The 17,725-nt window shown below is 74.5% G+C and carries 9 protein-coding genes; 5 read left to right on the top strand and 4 right to left on the bottom strand.

All coding sequences use genetic code 11. The features are described 5' to 3' along the window. Window positions 1-97 precede the first annotated feature (97 nt). The 3 genes from MXD62_RS36695 to MXD62_RS36705 form a co-directional block, all read right to left on the bottom strand. The gene (locus MXD62_RS36695) at window positions 98-1,339 is read right to left on the bottom strand and encodes a HipA domain-containing protein (protein WP_248833918.1); all 1,242 of its coding nucleotides are present in this window, start codon (window positions 1,337-1,339) and stop codon (window positions 98-100) included. Next, window positions 1,332-1,574 (bottom strand): helix-turn-helix domain-containing protein, encoded by a 243-nt coding sequence (locus MXD62_RS36700; RefSeq protein WP_248833919.1) that lies wholly within the window; start codon window positions 1,572-1,574, stop codon window positions 1,332-1,334. Before MXD62_RS36700 ends, MXD62_RS36695 begins: the two co-directional genes overlap by 8 nt. A gap of 230 nt (window positions 1,575-1,804) precedes the next feature. Beyond that, window positions 1,805-3,241, bottom strand: a complete 1,437-nt coding sequence (locus MXD62_RS36705; RefSeq protein ID WP_248833925.1) for an amylo-alpha-1,6-glucosidase — start codon at window positions 3,239-3,241, stop codon at window positions 1,805-1,807. Between the two features lie 1,466 nt (window positions 3,242-4,707). Here MXD62_RS36705 and MXD62_RS36710 point away from each other — a divergent pair. Beyond that, the gene (locus MXD62_RS36710) at window positions 4,708-5,982 is read left to right on the top strand and encodes a sigma-70 family RNA polymerase sigma factor (protein WP_083390840.1); all 1,275 of its coding nucleotides are present in this window, start codon (window positions 4,708-4,710) and stop codon (window positions 5,980-5,982) included. A gap of 197 nt (window positions 5,983-6,179) precedes the next feature. Here MXD62_RS36710 and MXD62_RS36715 read toward each other — a convergent pair whose 3' ends face one another. Beyond that, window positions 6,180-7,793, bottom strand: a complete 1,614-nt coding sequence (locus MXD62_RS36715) for an acetoacetate--CoA ligase (protein ID WP_248833920.1) — start codon at window positions 7,791-7,793, stop codon at window positions 6,180-6,182. A gap of 239 nt (window positions 7,794-8,032) precedes the next feature. Here MXD62_RS36715 and MXD62_RS36720 point away from each other — a divergent pair, with 239 nt between their 5' ends. The 4 genes from MXD62_RS36720 (at window position 8,033) to MXD62_RS36735 (ending at window position 17,380) form a co-directional block, all read left to right on the top strand. Then, window positions 8,033-9,340: an acetoin utilization protein AcuC gene (locus tag MXD62_RS36720; RefSeq protein ID WP_248833921.1), complete on the top strand. Its 1,308-nt coding sequence runs from the start codon at window positions 8,033-8,035 to the stop codon at window positions 9,338-9,340. Next, entirely contained in the window at window positions 9,337-12,117 is a 2,781-nt protein-coding gene (locus MXD62_RS36725) for a bifunctional GNAT family N-acetyltransferase/acetate--CoA ligase family protein (RefSeq protein ID WP_248833922.1), read from the top strand. The genes MXD62_RS36720 and MXD62_RS36725 overlap by 4 nt, the downstream gene beginning before the upstream one ends. Next, window positions 12,114-16,367 carry a SpoIIE family protein phosphatase gene (locus MXD62_RS36730; RefSeq protein WP_248833923.1) on the top strand — a complete coding sequence of 1,418 codons (4,254 nt, stop codon included), beginning with the start codon at window positions 12,114-12,116 and terminating at the stop codon, window positions 16,365-16,367. The genes MXD62_RS36725 and MXD62_RS36730 overlap by 4 nt, the downstream gene beginning before the upstream one ends. A gap of 185 nt (window positions 16,368-16,552) precedes the next feature. Beyond that, window positions 16,553-17,380: an ABC transporter ATP-binding protein gene (locus tag MXD62_RS36735; protein WP_248833924.1), complete on the top strand. Its 828-nt coding sequence runs from the start codon at window positions 16,553-16,555 to the stop codon at window positions 17,378-17,380. Window positions 17,381-17,725 lie beyond the last annotated feature (345 nt).

Genomic DNA, 17,725 nt, shown 5'->3' on the forward strand with positions numbered 1-17,725 from the left:
GGGCGTCTGCTGCAGCACTGCTCTACATGTGACCGTGACGGTGGGGGGGGCGCGGAGCGGGCCGGCCGGCCGGCCGGCCGGCCGGTGGTCCGGGCGGTCACCCGTCGCCGATCGCGCGCCCCGCGAGCAGGTTGGAGGTGAACCGGGCGATGTCGTGGGCGAGCCCGGGGTGAGCCTCCGGATGGGGGGTCTGGGTTCTCACCAGACCGAGCACTGTGGTCAGGGTCTCCTCGGCGAGCTCGGCCGCCCCGGCGAGGCCCCAGGCGCGACCTTCGGTCGTGAGGTGTTCGAGGGTGAGGGCGGCGTGCCGGTACTCGCCGTCGACGGCGAGGGCGACCTCGCCGTCGTTGGGCAGGTGTGCCTGGGGCACGAGGTCGTAGGCGGGGCTGAGCGTCATCGACCCGTCGGGGCGGTGCACGAGGGAGATGTTCTTCCCGTGCAGGTCGAGATTGCCGACGGCGACCGAGACCACGACGAGACGGAACATGCGCCGGAGTGAGTCGTCGTCGCCGGTTGTCGAGAACACGCGTGCGATGCGTTCGAGGCTCACGCGTCCGCCGTACTTCTGGTACTTCTGGTACTTCTGGTTGCCTGCCGTGCCGAGGACCTGGTTGAAGTCCTCCTGGTGGATGCGGCCCTGCGGGGCGTCGGGAGATCGGTCATAGCGTTCGATGACCACGGCAGGCACGCCCTCGAACTCCTCGATCCACGTGGAGTAGGAGGCGAGTCCGGTGCCCCGTGCGAAGCGTGCCCCGAACTCCTCGTCGTAGATCGTTGTCGGGTAGTCCCGTGACCGCGGTTTGAGGATGTGGGTCGACGGCCAGCCGTCGATGACCCTGTTCCAGCCTTCGCCGGTCCGCGCCAGCACGATCTTGTCCTGGACGCCGGCCAGTGAGGTCTTGCCCGTGGCAAGCCTGTTCCCGAGCGGGTCGCGCTGGACGTGGGTGAGCATGTCGGCCACCCCGGCGGCCGAAAGCGGCTCGAGCGCAGGCTGCTTGGGCTCGCCGGGGACGTCCGGGTCCCAGACCTGCAGGGCTCCAGCGGCATCGCGGCCGTACCGGCGCAGCAGGCCGATGACGTCCAGTTCGGAGACGCCGGCCTGCTGCGCGAGGCGGGAGAGCATCCGTGCCTCGGGCAACAGCTCGCGGAAGAAGTTCTGTCGGCGGTCCTTGCGCGCCCGTGTCTGCACGGCCGTGAGCGGGATCGCCGCTGACAGGATCGTGCTGTTGAGGCCGAACTTCTCGACTGCGGCCTGGCCTGTGACGAAGTCGAAGGTGCGCCATGGGCCCGCGAGAACGCCCACCTGCGTCCCGTACAGCTCCACGACCAGGTCAGCCATCGCTCTCGCCTGGGGGTGTGATGGTTGCGGTCAGCTCCATGCCGGTCGCGCGCATGGCCGCGAAGAGGCGATCCATCACGATCGACGGCTTGCCGGACTCCAGCTCCCAGATGTACTTCTGCGTCGTGCCCAGCCGGCGAGCGAGCTCTCGCTGGCTCAGCCCTGACAGCAGCCGGGCCTGCTGGAGGAAGAGGCCCAGGGACTCGGCGCTCGTGATCTTCCCTGTGTACGCCATTCCCACCCCGTCGACTTCGATATAGACGTCATGGGTCGTGACTACTATATCGAAGTCGATAGCCGTGACGTCGATATCGACGTCGTAGCGCGCCGGTATGACTGGCGGGCGCTGCCAGCACCTCCTCCGTAGCCGGAGACGGGGAGTCCCAGCGGCACCATCGAGTCGGGGAGACACCTCGCCGCACCTCACCGGCGGGGGCCCCGCCAGCGGCCTGTCGGTTCCGGCCGTCAGGCGGGGGTGCGGGTGGTGGGGATGGCCGCCTGGGCCCGGGAGGTCGGGCGGGCGCCGTTGTCGAGCATGTCCACCAGCAGGGCGGCCGTCCAGGAGAAGCGGTTGCTGCCGGCGCCGGAACCGTCGAGCGGTGAGTAGTACTCGTACATCGATCCCGACGACACGATCACGTCCAGGGTGTTGCGGCGGATCGCGGCGGCGGCCTCGGTCCGGCCGTAGCGGTCCAGGCCGTCCGCGATCAGCCAGTTCATGTTGACCCACACCGGGCCCTGCCAGTAGCAGCGAGGCAGGAAGGCGGGGTCGTCGGTCGGCACGCTGGCGATGCCGTACTGGGCCCAGTACCGCGGTGACATGAGCGTGTCCACCATGTCGTCCACCTGGGACTCCGGCACCACGCCCGCGTACAGCGGCAGGAAGCCGGCGATGGTGTGGTGGCGCAGCAGCTCGCCGGTGCGGAAGTTCCGGCTGTAGTAGACACCGTCCGAGCACAGCTCGTTGAGGGCCGCGCGGGTCCGGCGCATCGAACGGGACAGCCAGCGCGGGATGCGCACCCCGGCCTCGGCCGCGATCGTTTCGAGATGCTCGTTGGCCCGGGCCAGGATCGCATTGAAGGCCACGTCCTGCACGAGCGGGACGAAGGTGGAGCGGATCGTCCGGAAGTCGTACCGGCTGCGGCGCAGCTCGCGGACGATCCGGTAGAGCGTGAACAGGTCCGCCGAGGTCAGCCGCTCGTCCGGCGGCACCTCCTTGGAGTCGCGGCGCAGGGCGTCGAGTGCGTCGTCGCCGTTGATCCGGCGCAGCGCGCGTACCGCCCGGGGAGCGACCGGCTTGGTCATCTCCATCCAGGTGGGGGTGTTGTCCATTCCGGATTCCCAGGAGTGGACCAGCGTCACCAGGCCGGTGTCGTCGGGGTCGCGCTCGCGGTAGAGCCACTCGTGGAAGCGCACCAGGCCCGGTGCGAGCCGCCGGTAGAAGTCGGCCCGGTCCTCCCTGCTCATCGCCTGGCCCACCCGCACGGCCGCCTCGGCGATCATCGGCGGCTGGGTGACGCCGGTCGACTGGACCCCGCCGGCGGTCGTGCAGACCCGGTCGCAGCGCCAGCGCTGCGGACCCGCGTGGTAGTAGTCGGTCGTCTCGGCGAAGATCACGTGCGGGATCATGCCGCCGGGCCACTGGCCGCGCAGCAGCGAGAGCAGCTCGGCGGCGGCACGCGCCGGGTCGAGGTGGCGCAGGCCGATGGCGATGAAGCAGCTGTCCCACAGCCACTGGTGCGGGTAGAGCGTCGGCGACGGCCGGGTGATGTCACCAAGGTCGTTGGCGCGCAGCACCGCCACGGCCGTCTCGCGCACCGCGGCGATGTCCGCCGACAGGGGGATTTCCGTGGCCGGCGGCGCGATCGCCCCGCCCGGCGCGGCGCCCGCGCGGGCGTCCACCGCTGTGCCGGATGCGAAGACTGTGCCGGATGCGAAGACTGTGCCGGGTGCGACCGGTGCGACGGCCGCGCCGGGTCCGCCGTGCCCGTTGGTGTGGGTACCGGGACCGCCGGCACCGACAGTGATGGGGGTCACATCGGCGGTGCCGGCCGGGTCGGCGCTCCCGGTGCGTGCGGCGGGGGCGACCGGCGAGGCGACCGCCGCGTGGTCCGCGGGTGGCCGGTTGGTGCCCGTGCCCACCACCGACGGTGGTACGCCCGGATGGTCCGCTTGTGTCCTCCGTGGCGCCGCGGTGGTCGTGCTGTCGGGCACGGTCGCGGGCGCGGCGCCGGTCGCGGTGCCGGGCGTGGCGGCGGGTGGGTTGGAGCTGGATGTGGCTGGCGCGGGCATCGGGGAGACCGACATCGTGAGAGAGTAGCGGTCACGCGGCGTACTCGCCTGGTGGGGGTGCCCGGTGTGGCCCGGCTAACGGGATGCCGTTGCCGTGGGGTTACCGAGCTGGTGCTCCGCGCGGTTTCCGGGCCGGCGGCGCAGGAAAAAGTCCGGTTCGGAGGGCATGTCCGGGCCGCCGGCGGCTGTCGGGCCCGGCCCGCCACGCACGTCCCGAACTTCTTCGCGTCGTTCCGGGGCGATCCGAGGTTCGCTACGTAGGGTAATTATTGGTCGGTTGGCGGAAAGATCTTCGCTGCCGGTCGGCCGCGTGGCGGGCGGCTCCGGGAGGGCTCGCCGGTCACGGGAGGAAATCCCGTTCGGTGGCGAGCGGGGTGTGCGTCGGGGCTGGCGTGACCGGTGTTACGGGCGCGGTCGGCGGGAGGGCCCGGCGCGTGCCGCGCGCGGTGCTCGGCGTGGGCCGCGCGGTGCGCGCAGATGGTGTGAGGGGTGGTGCGGTCGGTGTGCGTCGCGGGGTGCGCCGCCGCCGCGCCGGTCCGTGGGCGAGTCGGGCTCGCCCGTCGACGGGCCATCGTTTCTCGTGGCCCGCGCCACATCGGCGAACCGGACCACATGGGGGTGCGTGAAGGGGCGCCCACCGGGTAGTGCCGTGGTCTGCCGGTAATCCGATTCGTCCCCGCGCCGTCCGGCCGGGTCGAGGAAGGAGTCCGCCGCGTGACCGTGCGAGGCGCCGTACCCTCGCGCGAACACGGTGAAGGTGACGCCGATCTCTGGATTGCGCTCCCTAAGGTGTCACGACAACCACTCTCCGTTGCGAAAGGTCACCGATAGTCGAGGGTGAACGTCGCGCGTCGTCGAGATAGTTGCTCGTTCCCGCCACAGCACACGATCTGCCAGGTAGTCTTCGCGACAGCGGGTTCAGCGGCCCGATGGCAGGGGTCTACACTTCCCAGTAGGCCCGGCGATCGCTGACGTCCGGCTGTGCCTTCACGGGGAATGGTTGCGTCTGTTCAGTCGTTACCTCTCGTGCAAGCAACTAGACGACCCACCCGCACCGACCATCGGATCTGCCACTGATGACGCTGCCTGCCCTGGAACTAGCCGAGCGCACCGACGAGTCACGCCCGCGCCCGCGGCGTACCCGTCGCTCCGCTTCTCCTGTCCGTAACACTCCAAGCCGCACGCTGGCCGCGGTCCCCGACGAGCTCGACGAGCTCGACGTCTCCGCCGTCGCGGAACTCATCGCGCGTGGCCGCGAGACCGGCGAGCTCAGCCGTTCCGAGCTCCGTGAGGCTCTCGAGGCCGCCGACATCGGCGTCGAGCTGCTGCCCGCGCTGATCTCCCGCCTGGGTGCCGCCGGGATCGACCTCGTCGAAGAAGAGGAAGAGGAGCGCGTCACCCCCGGCGCTCCTGCCGCCGGCCGCACGGTCGCCGACCACGCCGGCACCGCCGACCTCGTCCGCATGTACCTGCGGGAGATCGGCAAGGTCCCGCTGCTCAACGCCGCTCAGGAGGTCGAGCTCTCCAAGCGCGTCGAGGCGGGCCTGTTCGCCGAGCACAAGCTCGACACCGACCAGGACCTGGCCGACGACCTGCGCCGGGATCTCGGCGTGCTGGTCACCGACGGCCAGGCTGCCAAGCAGCAGCTGGTCTCGGCCAACCTGCGCCTGGTGGTGTCGGTCGCCAAGAAGTACAGCGGCCGGGGTATGACGCTGCTGGACCTCGTCCAGGAGGGGAACCTGGGTCTGATCCGCGCGGTCGAGAAGTTCGACTACGCGAAGGGCTACAAGTTCTCCACCTACGCCACCTGGTGGATCCGGCAGGCGATCGGCCGCGCGCTGGCCGACCAGGCCCGCACGATCCGTATCCCGGTGCACGTGGTCGAGCAGATCAACAAGATCACCCGGCTGCAGCGCCAGCTTGTCTCGACCCTCGGCCGCGAGCCGACGGACGAGGAGCTCGCGCTCGAGCTGGACATGCCGATCGAGCAGGTCGTCGAACTGCGCCGCTACGCGCAGGACACGGTCAGCCTGGAGACGTCCGTCGGTGACGACGGCGACTCCGTGCTCGGCGACTTCATCGAGGACTCGGACGCGACGTCGCCCGCCGACGCCGCCTCCTACGGCGCCATGCAGGACGAGATCGACAACGTCCTCGGCGCGCTGAACCCTCGTGAGCGCGAGGTCATGCGGCTGCGTTTCGGGCTCGCCGACGGGAAGCAGCACACCCTCGCCGAGGTCGGCAACCGGCTCGGGCTCACCCGTGAGCGCATCCGCCAGATCGAGCGGGACACGCTGCGGGAACTGCGCAAGCCGGCCGTGGCCGGAAGGCTGCGCGAGTTCCTCGACTGAGGAGCCGGCGTCTGGGACGAGGTCGTCGTGTGGGCGCCGGCATCGCGGGCCGGCACCCATGACCGCCCGGGGTGTGGGCCATACGGTCCCGCTCCGGCAGGGGTGGTCGGAGGCCGGATCTTCGCCTGAGGGCGAGGATCCGGCTTTTCCCTTTGCCTGCCTGTGCCGTCCACCTGTGCGTCCCTGCGCTGCCCTGCCTATGCGCCGGTGGTGCGTGCGCCGGCGGTGCGTGCGCCGGTGGGCGCGGCGAGGGCGTCCAGCGGACCGTCGACGGCGATCCCGCCGGCCTGCGTCATCCGCGCGCGCTCGCCCTGCCACCACCAGCCCGGGAACCTCGCCAGGTGCTTCTGGAGCAGCCACGAGCCGGTCGGGTCGCCCCACACGAACAGGGGCGCCGACGGCATCGGCGCGGTGACGACCAGCTCCCCGACACCGCCACCGGGCACCTCCCGACCGGACGGGTCCACGACGGCCACCGCGCACCCCAGCGCACGGCCCGCCTCGCCGGCCCGCACCGGGTCGGTCGGCAGCCCTGTGACCAGCGCGGTGCAGACCTCCGTGCCGCCGCTCATGGCGACGAAGGCCACCGACGGGCTCACCGTGTCGTAGACCCAGGCACCGGCCTCGGGGATGAACGGGGCCCCGAACGCACCGACCGTGCGCAACAGCGAGAGATCCGCGACGCGGCCCGGCACCAGCCCGACCCGCCGGCAGGCCTCGACGAGGGCCACGGAGACGCCCAGGCAGGTGACGTCCACCGCCTCGGCGAGCCGCCACAGGATGGACACGTCCGGGTGGCTAGGGCTGCCGTCGTAGAGCACGATCGTCGCGCCGGTGAGCAGCCCGGAGACCTGGTAGTTCCACATCATGCCGCTGGTCGTGCCGTACCAGCAGAAGCGGTCGTCCGGGCCGAGGTCGAGGTGCAGCACCAGCGACTTCAGGTGTTCCAGCAGGATCCCGCCGTGCCCGTGGACGACCGGCCTGGGCGGGCCGGCGATCTCGTCGGTGAACAGGATCCACAGCGGCGCGTCGAACGGCAGCCGGGTGAAGGCCGGCTCCGCCTCGGCTGCGAGCAGGTCGTCCCAGGTGAGCAGGCCCGGCAGGTCTGCGCTCGCCGCCCGCGGGTAGGCGTCGGCAGACAGGTAGGGCACCAGCACCGTGGCCGCCAGGTTGGGCAGGCGCCGGGCCAGGTCGGCCAGCGGCGGGATCGCGTCGTAGCCCTGGCCGCCGCGGGTGTACCCGTCGACGCCGATGAGCACCCGCGGGGTGATCTGGATGAACCGCTCGGCGAGCGCGGCCGGTTCGAGATCCGGTGAGCACGACGCCCACACCGCCCCGACGCTCGCCGTCGCCAGCATCGCCACCACCGCGTGCACCGTGTTCGGTAGCACCGCTCCGACCCGGTCGCCGGGCCTGACCCCGAGCCGGCGCAGCCCGGCGGCGGCCCGTGCCACCTGCCGGCGCAGCTCGTCCCAGCTCACCACCGCGGTCGCGCCGTCCTCCCGGACAGCGATGATCGCCGGGGCCGGGCCGTGCCGGGTGAGCGCGTTCTCCGCGTAGTTGACCCGGGCCGTCGGGAACCAGCGGGCGTCGGGCACGGCCGCGCCGGTCAGCGCCGGCCCGTCGCCGCGGTCGCCCTCGACGGCGCAGAACTCCCAGATCGAGTCCCAGAACCGGCCGGGTTCGGCCTCGGCCCACAGTCGTAGCCGGGTGGAGTCGGCGATGCGCAGCTGGTGTTCGTCCGCCAGCCACTCCCGGTACCTCGTCACCGAGGCCTCGGTGACCCGTCGCGGCGGGGGCTCCCACAGCACGGTGCCCTCGCCGACCCGACGCGGGGGGCCACCCGGTCCGCTCGGGCCCGCACCGCCGTCCCGCCCATCGCGTGGTTCGTCGTGTTTCGGTCCTTCGTCTGCGGCCACGTGATCTGACCCTAATGTGTCCGGGTTGGACGTCCGTCCACAGCGTCGCCGGGGCACCGGCCCGGCGCCGGCCCCCGCTCACGCGGCCGGGGACGGCTGTTCCGGCCACGGCGGGTGTCGTCAGGACAGTCGTGCGGGGCGTCGCGCGGAGCTACCGTCGTCGTGTGAGCACGTCCGCGAACACCGAGCCCTCGCCGGCCGCGCCCGGAGCGGGTGCGCAGGCCCTCCTCATCTGGGAGAGGGCGATGCTCGACTACGACTTCGGCCCGACCCATCCGCTGCACCCGGTGCGGCTCGCGCTGACGATGGATCTCGCCGGCGCCGTCGGCCTGCTCGACGCCCCGGGGATCACCGTCGCCTCGGCGGGGATGGCCGGCGACGACCTGATCGAGCTCGTCCACGACCCCGCCTACCTCAGTGCGGTGCGCGCGGCGTCGCCGGGGTCGCGGGCCGGGTCGCTGCTGGCGGGCCGCTTCGGGCTGGGCACCGCCGACAACCCGGTCTTCGACCGGATGCACGCCGCCGCCGCGCTGGTGACCGGCGGGACGCTCGCCGCCGCCGAGGCGGTGTGGAAGGGCACCCACCAGCACGCGGTGTCGCTGGCCGGGGGCCTGCACCACGCGATGCGCGGCTCGGCCAGCGGGTTCTGCGTCTACAACGATCCGGCCGTCGCGATCGCCTGGCTGCTGTCCGCCGGCGCGAGCCGGGTCGCCTACGTCGACATCGACGTGCACCACGGCGACGGCGTCCAGGCGGCCTTCTACGACGATCCGCGGGTGCTCACGATCTCGCTGCACCAGAGCGGGCGGTCGCTGTTCCCCGGCACCGGTTTCGCCCGGGAGGTCGGCACGGGTGACGCCGAGGGCACGGCGGTGAACGTTGCGCTGCCGCCCGGGACGGGCGACGCCGGCTGGCTGCGCGCGTTCTCCGGGGTGGTCCCGGTAATGCTGCGCGCGTTCCGCCCGCAGGTCCTGGTCACCCAGCACGGGTGCGACACGCACGCGCTCGACCCGCTGGCCGACCTGCGGCTCTCCCTCGACGGCCAGCGCGCCTCCTACGAGGCGCTGCACCAGCTGGCCCACGAGGTGTGCGGAGGGCGCTGGCTCGCCTGCGGGGGCGGTGGCTACGCCCTGGACGCCGTCGTGCCGCGGGCCTGGACGCAGCTCGTCGCGATCGCCGCCCACACCCCGCTGGACGCGGCGCGGGCGCTGCCCGAGGAGTGGGTCGCCGGGGCGCCGGCCCGGGTCCGCGCGGCGACGGGCCACGACTCGGTCGGCGCCGCCGGGATGCCGTCGACCTTCGGCGACGGCGCCCCGGCCGCCTACCATCCGTGGGACGCCGGCGAGGGCGACCCCGACGACCCGCTGGACCGCTCGGTCGCGCAGACCCGCAGCGCGGTGCTCCCGCTGCACGGGCTCGACCCGCTCGCGGACCGGTGAACGCCGGCCCCGATCCTGGCCTGCCGCGCGACTACCCCGCCCACTGGGAGGCCGACGTCATCCTGTCGGACGGCGGGACGGCGCACATCCGTCCGATCCGGCCGTCGGACGGGGCGCTGCTGCGGCCGTTCTGGTCCCGGCTGTCCCAGCGGACGATCTACTTCCGGTACTTCAACGTCCGGCGCGGGCTCAGTGACGAGGACATCGCCCGGACGACCAACGTCGATCAGTGGGTCCGCGGCGCCCTGGTGGCGCTGATCAGCGGCGAGATCGTCGCCCTCGCGCACTGGGAGGGCCGCCCCCGCTCTGCCGCCGACGCGGCCGGTCCACCGAACGCCCCCGGCACTCCCGGCACCACCGACACCACCAGCACCACCAGCACCACCAGCACCCCTGACGCTGCCGGAAGCCGCGGGGGCGCCGATGGCCGTCCGGCGCCCGACGCGGAGGTCGCCTTCCTCGTCGAGGACGCCCAGCAGGGCCGCGGGCTCGGCTCGGTGCTGCTGGAGCACCTGGCCGCGGCCGCGGCCGAGCGCGGGGTGCGCCGCTTCGACGCCGACGTCCTCAGCGAGAACCAGCAGATGATCCGGGTGTTCCTCGACGCCGGCTACACCGTGGCGCGCACCTGGGAGTCCGGCGGGGTCCGGCTGTCGTTCGACATCGCGCCGACAGCCCGCTCGGTGGACGTCATGCGCGCCCGGGAGCACCGGGCCGAGGCCGCGTCGATGAACCGGCTGCTGCACCCCAGGGCCATCGCGGTCGTCGGCGCCGGCCGGGACCGCTCCTCACTGGGCAACATCGTCCTGCGCAACCTGCTCGCCGGCGGCTTCGACGGCCCGGTGTACCCGGTCAACCCGGCCGCCGCGGCGGGGGAGGGCGCCGTCGCCTCGGTCCGGGCGTACGCCTCGGTGGAGGACACGCCGCGGCCCGTCGACCTCGCGGTGCTCTGCGTGTCCGCGGAGGTGATCCCGGCGGTCGTCGCCGCCTGCGGCCGGCACGGCGTGCGCGGCCTGGTCGTGGTGACCGACCAGCGGGACGACGCCGCCGACGCGCGGCTCGCCTCCGACGCCCGCGCGAACGGTATGCGGGTGGTCGGCCCGGCCAGCCTCGGCATCCAGAACCCGGCGGTGGGGCTGAACGCCTCGCTGGTCGAGCGGATGCCGCCGGCCGGCCGCATCGGCTGCTACTCGCAGTCCGGGCCGCTCGGCGGGGCGCTGCTGGAGGCCGCCGCGGGCCGTCGGCTGGGGTTCTCGGTCTTCGTCTCCGCGGGCGACCGCGCGGACGTCAGCGGCAATGATCTCCTGCAGTACTGGGAGGCGGACCCGTCCACGGGTGTGGCGCTGATGCACCTGGAGACCTTCGGGAACCCGCGCAAGTTCGCCCGGCTGGCGCGCCGGCTCGGCCGCGACACCCCGGTCGTGGTCGTGCTCTCCGAGCGCACCCCGCTGGACGAGGCCCTGCTGCGCCAGGCCGGGGTGATCGGCGTCGACCGGGTCTCGCAGGGCCTGGACGTGGCGCTGCTGCTCGCCAACCAGCCGCTGCCGGCGGGCAACCGGGTCGCCGTGGTCGGCGACTCACGGGCCCTGGTGCGGTTCACCGCCCGGGCGGCCGACGCGGCCGGGCTCGCGGTGCGGGAGGTGCTGCTGCCGGTCGGCAGCACCGCCGAGGCGTTCCGCGACGCTCTCGTCTCGGCCTCGGCCGAGGTGGACGCCCTGCTCGTGATCGCGGTGCGGCTGCCGTCGTCGCTGCCCGGCCTCGCGGCCGCGGGAGTCGGCGTGGCCGCGGGAATCGGCGCCGCCGCCGCCGCGCCGCTGGTGCGGGTGCCCCTGCTGGCGACCGTGCGGGCCACGGAGGTGTCGCCGGAGCTCGGCGCTATACCGGCCTATCCCTCGCCCGAGGGTGCGGTCGCGGCGCTGCGCCGGGCCGTCGGCTACGCCCACTGGCGGGCTCTGCCCTCCGGAGCGGTGCCGGCCACCCAGGTGCGGGCCGAGGAGGCCCGCCGGCTCGTGGCGGGGACGACCGGCCGCCTCACCGACGGCGCGGCCGGCGAGCTCCTGGCCTGCTACGGCATCGAGGTGGTGCCCCGCCGGGTCGTCGGCGGCGCTGACGAGGCGGTCGAGGCCGCCGGCCTGCTCGGCTGGCCCGTGGTGCTCAAGGCGCTGTCCGACGGGTACCGGCACCGGCCGGACCTCGGGGGGCAGCGCCTGGACCTGCCCGACCCGGCGGCCGTGCGCGCCGCGTGGCGCTCGCTGGCCGAGCGGCTCGGGCCGGGCGCGCCGATCGTCGCGCAGCGGATGGTCCCCGGCGGGGTCGCGGTGGTCGCCGGAGCCGAGCAGCATCCCCGGTTCGGCCCGCTGGTGTCGTTCGGGCTGGCCGGCCCGGCCACCGAGCTGCTGGGCGACCGGGTGCACCACATCCTCCCGCTGACCGACGCCGACGCCGCGCGCCTTGTCCGCTCGGTGCGCGCGGCGCCGCTGCTGTTCGGCTACCGCGGCGCCGAGCCGGTGGACGTCGCCGCGCTCGAGGATCTGCTCCTGCGGCTGGCCCGCCTCGTGGATGACATCGGCGGGGTGAAGCACCTCACACTCGAGCCCGTGATCGTCTCGGCGGACCGGGTGAGCGTGCTGTCCGCGGACATCGTCCTAGCACCGCCAACCCCTCGCGCGGACGCCGGTCCGCGCCGGTTCTGGCGCCCTGTCGCGGACCTGCCGGCCAGGCCGGAGCCCCGGGCCGGTTCGGCACAACGTGTCCCCACCGTCCACAATCGTCTGCCATGACCACGCCGTACTCCGCGCAGCCCGCCGGCCGGCCGTCCGCCGGCCCTGACGTGCAGGCCCATGACGCCACTGGCGACGGGCAGTCCGGGACGGGTGGTCCGGACCCGACGGGTCCCGGCGGTCGCGACGGTCTCAACGGTCTCGGCGGTCTGAGTGGTCCGGGTGGTCTCGGCGGGCCGGGTGGTCTTGGCGGGCCGGGGGACGTCGGCGGGCCGGGTGCGCTTGGTGGCCTGGGCGGGCTCGGCGCTCCCGGTTCCGAGTGGGCGGGTGGGAACAGCTGGGCCGGCGGGCCGGTCGGCTGGCCTTCTTACGCTGACGTCACCGGCGGGGCGATGCCCGCCGGCCCGCGGGGGACGCCCTCCGAATGGGAGCCCCTCGTGGGGGACGGCGACGCGCCGGCGCCGGCGTCCTCGATCGGCCTGCCGCCGCCCCCGCCCCTGCCCGGCTCGCCGCCGCCGGGCGAGCCGCCGTCCGCCGGGTCCGGGGGAGTGGGACAACTACCCGTCACAGGCGTTCCCGCCGGTTCATCGCCGGGCATCGTGCCGCTGGCCGGGCTGATCCCGGGGCCGCCGCCGTCGGCGTCACCGCCCGCGGGCGAGAACACGCCGGCGCCGCCGGTGCCCCCGCCGGGGGAGTCCGCTCCGCCGGCACCGCCGCCGACCGTGGCCGCGCCGTCGTCCGAGTTCCCGCCGTCGGGGTCCCCTCCTGCGGGGCAGGAACCGCCCGGACAGGAGCTGTCCGGGCCCGCGATGGACGGGCCCGCGCCGTCCGGGCAGGTTCCGTCCGCGCACGGGCAGGCCGGGCCTGTGGCGTCCGCGTCGCCCGGTGACGAGCGCGGCTTCCCCGGCGACTTCGGGCCCGGTTTCGCGGTCACACCCGGCTTCCCACCCGGGCAACCGCCGCACGGGCCGGCGTCGTCTGACTTTGGTACGCCCTGGGGGCCGCCGGCCCTCGAACCCGGCCCCGGGGCCGGTCCGGGCGGTTCGGGCGGAGTCGGTGCCACCGGGGCGGGCCACGACGGGCCGGTCCCGGCCGGGCCGTCCCACCCGGGCGGTGGCGGGGCGTCCGAGGGCGCGGATCTCGCCGGGCTGGCGCTGCGGGAGGCCCTGTTCGACCAGGCCCCCGTCGGCCTCGCCCTGTACGACGCCGGCGGCCGCTACATCCGGGTGAACGACGTCCTCGCGCGGCTCAACGGCCGCCCGGCCGCCGAGCACCTGGGCCGCACCATGTCCGAGCTCCTCGGGGAGATCGGCCAGGAGATGGACGGCCTGCTGTCCCGTGTCCTGCGCACGGGCGAGGCGGTGACCGACCTCGAGATCGGAGTCGCCACCGGCGGCGCCGGCCCGAACCAGACCTGGTCGGCGAGCTGGTACCCGGCCACCGACCGGCTCGGTGCCCGCGCCGGCGCGGTCCTCGTCGCCCTCGACGCGACCCGCGCGAAGACCGCCGAGCGGGACCACGCCCGCGCCGTCGGCCGGGAGCGGGCGCTGGGCGAGGCCACCGCGGCGGACGTCTTCCACGCCGGCGAGGACGGCGCGCTCGACACCGACCTGCCCCGCTGGCGCGCTGCCACCGGCCAGAACGGCGCGCAGGCCGCCGGTTTCGGCTGGCTGGACGCGATCCATCCCGATGACCGCGAGCGGGTCGCCCGGGCCTGGCACGGCGCGATCGAGCGCCGCGAGCCGTTCGACGCCGAGTTCGGTGTCCCGGACGTCACCGGGACACACCGGACGATCACCGCCCGGCTGGTGCCCGTGGTGGACGGGCCGCAGGTCGAGTGGATCGGTGTGCTGACCGACGTCACCGAGGCCCGTTCCGCCCGCGACCCGCGACCCGCGCAGGACGGCGTGCCGGACGAGGCGACCTGGCGCCGTGAGCAGTCATGGCGGCTGACCTCCGCCCTCGGTCGGGCGGTGACCGTCGACGACGTCGTCGCGGCGGTGCTCGACAGCGGCGGGCGGGCCGCGCGCGCCGTGGGCCGCGGCGTGGCACTGATCGACGAGAGCGACGACCGGCTCCGGTTCCGCTCCCTGGTGGGCACCTCGGACCAGTACGCCGAGCGCTGGTCGGAGGTCGGGCTCGGCGCCATCCACCCGCTCGCAGAGGTCATCCGCGGCCGGCGGCCGCTGTTCCTGCGTAGCCGCGACGAGCTCGGCGGGCGCTGGCCCGTTGCCGACCTGCTCGGCGCGGTCGAGTCGGGGCCGGAGCACGCCTGGGCGCTGCTGCCGCTCGCGACGACCGACGTGCCCTTCGGTGTCCTCCACCTCGGGTTCCCCTCGCCGCGCGAGTTCGACACCGACGACCAGGCGTTCCTGATGGCGATGGCCGAGCAGTGCGCGCAGGCCCTCGAGCGCGCGACCCTGTTCGAGCGGCTGGCCGCCGACACCGCGCGCAGCCGGCGGGACCGCGACGAGGCCGAGGCCGAGCTGACGGCGGCGCTGGCGGCGGCGGACGTCCAGCAGTCGGCGGCGGGCGCCGCGCGGCGCAGGCTGGAGCAGCTCGCCCGTGCGGGCGAGGCGGTGGCCTCGGCCACCAGCCCGGAGCGTGCTCTGTCGGCGCTGGCCGCGGCGGTTGCCGGGGAGATCGCCGACGTTTGCGTCATCCACCTGCTGCCGCCCGCGGACGAGACCGAGACGTCCGCAGCGCCCGGATTGCCGGGGTTGCCTGGGTTGCCTGGGTCGCGTCCGGCGGTGTTCGCGGCCCGTGACGGACTCACCGCCGCGGCACCGCCCGGTGCTCCCGCGCTCGTCCTGCCGGGGGCGGGCCCGCTCGCCGCGGTCGCCGCCGGCGCCACGCCCGTGCTCCTGCCCGCCAGCCCCGACGCCCCGTTCCTGGACGGTGCCCTGACTCCCGAGCTGGCCCGCTGGGTACGGGAGGCCGAGGGGCACAGCGCCGCGGCGGTGCCGATCACGTTCCGGGGCCGCCCGGCCGGCGTGCTGACGGCGATCGCCGCCGGTGAGCGCCCCGCCTTCACCACGGACGACCTGCCCTTCCTGACCGAGGTCGCGGCCCGTACAGCGCCCGCCCTGGAACGCGCCGAGGCCGGTGGCCGCGACGGTGGCGACGCGCTGGCGCTCCAGAAGGCGCTGCTGCCGCGCACCCTGGCCCCGGCGGGCCTCGACCTGGCCACCCGGTACCTGCCCGCGGGCGAGAACGACCAGGTCGGCGGCGACTGGTTCGACGTCATCGACCTCGGCGCCGGGCGGGTGGCGCTGGTCATCGGCGATGTGATGGGACGCGGTGTGCGCGCTGCCGCTCTCATGGGGCAGCTCCGCAGCGCCGTGCGCACCTGCGCCCGGCTGGACCTGCCACCAGCCGAGGTCCTCATCCAACTCGACGGGCTCGTCGCCGACCTCGGCGAGGACCTGATCGCCACCTGCATCTACGCCGTCGTGGAGACCGACACCGGGCTGCTGACCCTCGCCAGCGCCGGGCACCCGCCGCCCCTGGTGGTCGCCCCGGACGGCCTGGTCTCCCGGCTCTACATGGCGGCCGCGACCCCGCTCGGCCTCGCCTGCGACGCGATGACCGAGTACACCGTCTCGCTCGGGCCCGGCTCGCTGCTGGCCCTGTTCACCGACGGACTCGTGCGCGGGCGCGGGCTGGACATCGACGCCGGGGTCTCGAACCTGGCCGCCGTCCTGGCCCGCCCGGCCGAGGAGTGGGACGGCCGGCTCGACGACCTGGCCCGGGCCGCCTGCGCGGCGCGGGTCGGCGCGGGCGGCCCGCCGCCCGGCGACGACGTCGCGCTGCTGCTGGCCCGGCTGCCCGTGCCGGACCCGCTGGCCGAGCCGCTGGACGTCTCCGCCGATCCCTCGGCGGGGCTCAGCCAGGTCCGCGCGCAGGTGCGGGTGGCGCTGGAGAACGCCCTGACAGAGCCGCCGGTGATCGACACCGTGGTGCTCGTGCTCTCCGAGCTCGTCGGCAACGCGCTGGTGCACGGGCGGGCCCCGCTGTCGGTCCGGGTACGGCGGATGGCGGCGTCGAGCCCGGCGGGTGCCGGTGCGGCGGGCGGCGGCTCGGTGGGCAGCGGTTCGGCAGGTAGCGGTTCGGGAGGTAAGGGTGCCCGGCGCATCCTGGTCGAGGTGGGCGACGCCGGCGGCCGGATGCCCCGCCGCCGCCGGGCCGGTCCCGACGACGAGACCGGCCGCGGGCTCGATCTGGTCGGTCGGCTCGCGCTGCGCTGGGGCGTGCGGCCCGTCGGCGACGGCAAGCTGGTGTGGGCGGAGATCGACCCGAGCCGGGTCTGACGTCCAGCCGGGCTGGGCGCGGGGCCTGGCGCCCAGCCCGGCTGGACGACCTGAGAGGGATCGTCGCCCAACGGGCGGCGGAGCCGTGCCCGGCGGGTGTTCTCCGGTGGGGGCGCGGTGGTGCGTTCGCGCCGGCAGGTCCACCCGCCTCCGGCCGGGGCCGCGCCTCGCGTAACGTGAGCGCCATGCCGGACGCGGTGCTGCGCCTCGACAAGGTCACGGTCAGGCGCGACGGGGTTGACCTGTTGCGGGACGTGAGCTGGGTGGTGAACCAGGGCGAGCGCTGGGTGGTGCTCGGGCCGAACGGCGCGGGCAAGACCACCCTGCTGCAGATCGCCTCCTCCCGCCTGTTCCCCACCGCCGGCGCGGTCGATCTTCTCGGCGCGCGCCTGGGCCGGGTGAACCTGCATGACCTGCGTTACCGGGTCGGCGTCGTCAGCCCGGTGCTCACCGACGCGCCGCCGCCCGGCGAGCGGGTCCTCGACGCCGTCGTCACCGCCGGCTGGTCCGTGCTGGGTCGCGCCGACGAGGCGTACGACGACGTCGACCTGCGCCGTGCCGCGGACCTGCTCGGCCAGTTCGGCTGCCGGGGCCTGGTCGAGCGCACCTTCGGCACGCTGTCGGAGGGGGAGCGCAAGCGGGTCCAGATCGCCCGGGCGCTGATGACCGACCCCGAGTTCCTGCTGCTGGACGAGCCGGCCGGCGGGTTGGACCTCGGCGCGCGGGAGGCCCTGCTGCGGCTGCTGACCCGGTTCGCAGCCGATCCGGTCGCCCCGGTCACCGTGCTGGTCAGCCATCACGTCGAGGAGATCCCGGTCGGCGTGACGCACGCGCTTCTGCTGCGCCGCGGCCAGGTACTCGCCGCCGGGCCGGTGGCGGAGGTCATGCTCTCCGAACGGCTCTCGGCCTGTTTCGGGATTCCGCTGGAGATAACGTCCTCGGCGGGCCGGTACGCGGCCCGCCTGGCGGCTCCGGCCCCCCGGCCGCGCCCGCCGGCTCCGGCGCCGGCCTGAGCGCTCCACGATGACCGACCCGGCGCTGACCCCGAGCGCTTCAGCGCTGATCTGAACGGTCCGCAGGACTGACCGGAACGGTCCGCGAGACGGGCCTGAGCGCGTTTCGGTGCGGGCCGGGCGCGGGGCGGGCGCGGAGAAAGAACGGCCGTGAGATACCTGGGCCGGTAGGCGCCCTCGACAGCGCCACGATCATCCGCAAAGGCGGTGCCTGGCCCGGCGCACCACGACACAGGTCGACCCTGTGCGACACGGGCGCTCACGCCAGGCCAACCACCGCTCCCTCCCCGACCTCAACTCCGCCGTGCCGAAGCGTGGCCGTTGAGTGAGTCCATGGACTCACTC

This window comes from Frankia sp. Mgl5, from assembly GCF_023242985.1.
GTDB classification, from domain to species: Bacteria; Actinomycetota; Actinomycetes; order Frankiales; family Frankiaceae; genus Parafrankia; species Parafrankia soli.

Coding starts and splice junctions, on each gene's coding strand:
- MXD62_RS36710 (WP_083390840.1), top strand. CDS start 4,708: ATGACGCTGCCTGCCCTGGAACTAGCCGAGCGCACCGACGAGTCACGC.
- MXD62_RS36700 (WP_248833919.1), bottom strand. CDS start 1,574: ATGGCGTACACAGGGAAGATCACGAGCGCCGAGTCCCTGGGCCTCTTC.
- MXD62_RS36735 (WP_248833924.1), top strand. CDS start 16,553: ATGCCGGACGCGGTGCTGCGCCTCGACAAGGTCACGGTCAGGCGCGAC.
- MXD62_RS36695 (WP_248833918.1), bottom strand. CDS start 1,339: ATGGCTGACCTGGTCGTGGAGCTGTACGGGACGCAGGTGGGCGTTCTC.
- MXD62_RS36730 (WP_248833923.1), top strand. CDS start 12,114: ATGACCACGCCGTACTCCGCGCAGCCCGCCGGCCGGCCGTCCGCCGGC.